The sequence below is a fragment of the Mycobacterium sp. E3339 genome (assembly GCF_001666915.1).
Classification (GTDB): domain Bacteria; phylum Actinomycetota; class Actinomycetes; order Mycobacteriales; family Mycobacteriaceae; genus Mycobacterium.
The window spans coordinates 1-4,097 of record NZ_LZIZ01000025.1 but is presented as its reverse complement, the minus strand read 5'-3'; the positions used below and the strand labels follow the sequence as shown (position 1 = coordinate 4,097).

At 68.0% G+C, this 4,097-nt stretch carries 5 protein-coding genes; 3 read left to right on the top strand and 2 right to left on the bottom strand.

Annotated features, from left to right (window positions below; translation table 11 throughout):
• On the top strand, nucleotides 1–406 hold a 406-nt coding region (locus A5702_RS01765), incomplete at its 5' end, for an HNH endonuclease signature motif containing protein (RefSeq protein WP_197506477.1).
• A gap of 12 nt (nucleotides 407–418) precedes the next feature.
• On the opposite strand, the gene A5702_RS01760 is transcribed toward A5702_RS01765, so the two are convergent.
• Nucleotides 419–1,000 (bottom strand): hypothetical protein, encoded by a 582-nt coding sequence (locus tag A5702_RS01760; RefSeq protein ID WP_068217739.1) that lies wholly within the window; start codon nucleotides 998–1,000, stop codon nucleotides 419–421.
• 114 nt (nucleotides 1,001–1,114) lie between these two features.
• On the opposite strand from A5702_RS01760, the gene A5702_RS01755 reads away from it, so the two are divergent.
• A complete protein-coding gene (locus tag A5702_RS01755; protein WP_082955910.1) occupies nucleotides 1,115–1,456 on the top strand; it encodes a hypothetical protein in 342 nt (113 codons plus the stop codon).
• A 217-nt stretch (nucleotides 1,457–1,673) separates the two neighbouring features.
• Nucleotides 1,674–3,173 (top strand): peptidase, encoded by a 1,500-nt coding sequence (locus A5702_RS01750; protein WP_156349759.1) that lies wholly within the window; start codon nucleotides 1,674–1,676, stop codon nucleotides 3,171–3,173.
• Nucleotides 3,174–3,184: 11 nt separating this feature from the next.
• On the opposite strand, the gene A5702_RS01745 is transcribed toward A5702_RS01750, so the two are convergent.
• Nucleotides 3,185–4,054, bottom strand: a complete 870-nt coding sequence (locus A5702_RS01745; RefSeq protein WP_068217736.1) for an LLM class F420-dependent oxidoreductase — start codon at nucleotides 4,052–4,054, stop codon at nucleotides 3,185–3,187.
• Nucleotides 4,055–4,097 lie beyond the last annotated feature (43 nt).

The following is a 4,097-nucleotide window of genomic DNA, read 5'->3' as shown; positions in this document are numbered from 1 at the left end:
CGAGGGTGGGGCGACGCATCCGTCGAACCTGAAATGTCTTTGCCGCCAACATCATTTGCTGAAAACGTTCTGGGGCTGGCGCGACCAACAGCTGCCCGACGGCACGCTGATCTGGCGGTTGCCCGGCGGGCATACCTACGTCACCACCCCGGGCAGCGCGCTGTTGTTCCCCAGCCTGTGCGCGCCCACCGGCGACGCCCCGGTCCAGACGGCCGTTGAGCGGTGCGGCGAGCGCACCGCGATGATGCCGCGACGCAACAGAACCCGCGCGCAGAACCGGGCCCTGCGCATCGCCGCCGAACGCCGGCACAACCGCCAGGCCCGGCTGGCCGCGCGACCCGCGGCGCCGACCGGCCCGGTGCCCGCCGGCCCCGCACCCCCGGGTGACGATCCACCGCCCTTCTAGGGCACCCTCGCGTCAAGGCATGCGCGGGTTCATCATTCGGCCGCAGCCCATCCCGCCCGGCCCCATCATCTGCTGCATCATGGCGGGCATGCCGTCCCGCACGAAGCCGGTGACCTCGCGCGCGTGCGACCGGATGACGTCGGTCAGCGCCGGATCGTCGGCGGTCTCCTCGGCGATCACGCCGTTCGGGGTCAACGTGAGTTGGCGGCGGTAGCCGCCGGCGCGGCGGAACAGGGTCGGCAGGGTCTGGCTCATGCAGCTGACTTCGGTGCCCTGATCGAGGTGGGCGTACATGCTCGAGACGTGCGCTTGCAGTTGAGCGGCGAGGTCGGGCGATGCCGACTCGGTGGTGGTGCGCACGCCGCCGGGAATGTCCTCGACCACGCGATGGATTTCGTTGTGCCGCATGAACATATCAATGTAGCGGCTCATGTCCGTGCGACCGGCGCCCATGAAGCCGCCACAGTCCGTGAGGCGGATGGCGGGGACGGCCAGTCCGGGGACGCCGGGACGCACATATCCCCGCCACACGATGGCGCCCGCACCGAGCGCACCCAGCGCGGCAAGCGCCGCCCGCCGCGTCACTCCAGCCATTCGCGGATCCCTTCGGTCCTGCGCAGTTCAGGCAAGTCGACCAGACGCCCACCGCCCTTGCTAGGGCCAATGGTCCCTACCCCCCGTGGGTATGCGTGTGGCATCGTTGCGCGCATGACGGAAACTCCTGCAACCAGCGTCGATCATCGGTTCGGCGCGCACACCCGGCTGGGTCAAGCGGCCGCGTGGGTGGTCATCGTGGCCGGTGTCGTGTTCGTCGTCGCGGTGATCTTCTTCTCGGGCCTGATGCTGGGCTGGGCCTCGGGCAACCACTACGGCTGGCGCCACGGCTACGGCGGCGGGCGCCCCGGCACCTGCCCCATGATGGAGCAGCCCGGCGGCATGATGGGGCCGGGGATGATGGGACCCGGCGGAATGATGGGGCCCGGCGGAATGGGTCCGGGTGGTCCGGTGGCCCCGCCGCAAACGCCGACACCGACCGCGCCGCGGCCCTAGGCCGCGCCGGCAGGCCGCGCCGCCGAGTTCGCTATTTCCGATTCGCATACCCGCCCGGCGTTCCCTGTTCGGCAACGGGTAAGCCGCGCGCAACCCCGCCGGCCGGCCGTCGGGACTCGCGCGCGACGGTGTTCTCATTCGTGCTGTCATAGTTAGCCAACCGCTCTAGAATGAGACCCTTTGGTGCTGCCCTGCACCCGGTCGGGATGAGGTTGGTATGAAGAGCCGTGCGCGGAATCGACGTCAGCAGGCCGGTGGCCGTCCGCGCAGGGCGGCCGCCTTGCTGCGGGGGGTGTTGAGCTGCGCGGCATCGGCAATCGTGGTGGCCGGCTGCACATCCTTCGTTGACGGGCGCGCGTTGTCCATGCTGAACGATCCATTCCGGGTGGGCGGCCTGCCGGCGACGAACGGCCCCAGCGGGATTCGCCAGAACGCACCCGCCCCGACCGGCACCGTGGTCAACACCGACAACGGCGCGATCGACAAGTTGTCGTTGCTGTCGGTCAACGACATCGAGGAATATTGGAAGTCGGTCTACAGCCAATCGTTGAAGGGGGATTTCGTCCCGGTCGGCAAGATGGTGTCGTACAACTCCAACGACCCGGCCAGCCCGATCGTTTGCCACAACGACACCTACAAGCTCGTCAACGCCTTCTTCACGTCGCGCTGCAACCTGATCGCTTGGGACCGTGGCGTGTTCATGCCCGTCGCGCAGAAGTACTTCGGCGACATGTCCGTCAACGGCGTGCTGGCGCACGAATTCGGCCACGCGTTGCAGACCATGGCGAAGCTGGTGACCAAACGCGACCCCACGATCGTGCGCGAGCAGCAGGCCGACTGCTTCGCCGGCGTCTACCTGTTCTGGGTCGCCGACGGCAAGTCGCCGCGGTTCACGCTGAGCACCGCCGACGGGCTCGACCACGTGCTGGCGGGCATCATCACCACCCGGGATCCCGTTATGGACAGCGAGACCGAGAACGACGACGAGCACGGGTCGGCCCTGGACCGGATCGAGGCCTTCCAAATGGGTTTCATCGACGGCGCCTCGGCCTGCGCGGGGATCGACAAGAGGGAAATCGCGCAGCGCCGCGGCGACCTGCCCAACGCCCTGCGCGTCGACACCAACACCGGAAACCCGGAGACCGGTGAGGTCCCGATCGACCAGGACACGCTGTCGACGCTGATGGAACTGTTGGGCAAGGTGTTCTCGCCGAAGAGCCCGCCGACGTTGTCCTTCCAGGCGGCCGATTGCGCCGACGCCAAGGCCAGCCCCCCGGCGTCATACTGCCCGGCCACCAACACGATCGTGATCGACCTGCCGAAGCTGGCGGCGATGGGCAAGGTCGCCGACGAGAACGAGCAGACCCTGCCGCAGGGCGACGACACCGCCCTGTCGGTCGTGATGTCGCGGTACGCGCTGGCCGTGCAGCACGAACGCGGGCTGGCCATGCAGAGCCCGTGGACCGCGCTGCGCACCGCCTGCCTGACCGGAGTGGTGCACCGCAAGATGGCCGAACCCATCGAGCTGTCGTCGCAGAAGCAGTTGCTGCTGACGGCCGGTGATCTCGACGAGGCGGTGGCCGGGTTGCTCACCAACCACCTCGTGGCCAGCGACGCGGACGGCACCAGCGTGCCGGCGGGGTTCACCCGGATAGCCGCGTTCCGCGGCGGCGTAGCGGGCAACATGGACGCGTGCTATTCCCGCTACCCGGGGTAAACCCCGCCCTATCAACCGATTTCGGCGAGCTTGGGTATGACTTCGTCGCCGAGGCGGCGGATGAATCCCACGGGGTCGGGGTTGCCGGGGAACGGACCGGCGTTCACCAGCTGCACGCCCAGCCCGGCGTAGCGCTCGACCGTTGCGAAGTACCCGTCGGAATCCTCGAAGGGGTCCACGAAAAGGCCCACCGTCTTGCGGATTTCACCCGGGTCGCGGCCGACCGCATCGCAGTGCCGGTGCAGCACCTCGATCTTGTGCTTGAGTTGGTCGGGATCGGTCACGGTGCTGTTCCACACGTCGGCGTACTGCGCCACCAGGCGCAGCGTCTTCTTCTCGCCGTCCCCGCCGATCAGGACCGGCGGGCGCCGAATCGGTTGCGGCTCACAGATTGTCTCGGCCAACCGGTAGTGCTTGCCCTGGTAGGGCCCGTCGTCCGCGCTCCACATCTGCCTGCAGATCTGCAGCGTCTCCTCGAGCATCTCGAAACGCTGGCTCACCGGCGGATAGGGGAAGCCAAGGGCGGCGTGCTCGCGGTCGTACCAGGCCGCACCGAGCCCCAGCATGGAGCGGCCCTGCGACAAGACGTCCAGTGTGGTGACCGCCTTGGCCAGCATCCCCGGATAGCGATAGGTGACACCGGTGACCAGCAGGCTCAACTCGATCGTGGTCGTCTGCCCGGCCAGGAAGCCCAGCGACGTATAGCCCTCTAGGAACGGGTCCTGCGCGCGCCCCATGGCTTCCATCTGAAAGAAGTGGTCGGCCAGCGTGAACAACGTAGCCCCGCCCCGCTCGGCGGCCTTGGCCGCCTCGGCCAGCGTCGGACCCAATGCCGCCGGATCACCCGGCAGGAAATCGATGAAGTGCACTCCTAGTTCCATTGCAGCTCTTGCCCTTTCATTGTTCGGTCAAGCGCTCGAGCAG

Bases quoted from the DNA above. Each gene is read 5' to 3' on its own strand.
- A5702_RS01760 (WP_068217739.1), bottom strand. From the start codon at position 1,000: ATGGCTGGAGTGACGCGGCGGGCGGCGCTTGCCGCGCTGGGTGCGCTC.
- A5702_RS01755 (WP_082955910.1), top strand. From the start codon at position 1,115: ATGACGGAAACTCCTGCAACCAGCGTCGATCATCGGTTCGGCGCGCAC.
- A5702_RS01750 (WP_156349759.1), top strand. From the start codon at position 1,674: ATGAAGAGCCGTGCGCGGAATCGACGTCAGCAGGCCGGTGGCCGTCCG.
- A5702_RS01745 (WP_068217736.1), bottom strand. From the start codon at position 4,054: ATGGAACTAGGAGTGCACTTCATCGATTTCCTGCCGGGTGATCCGGCG.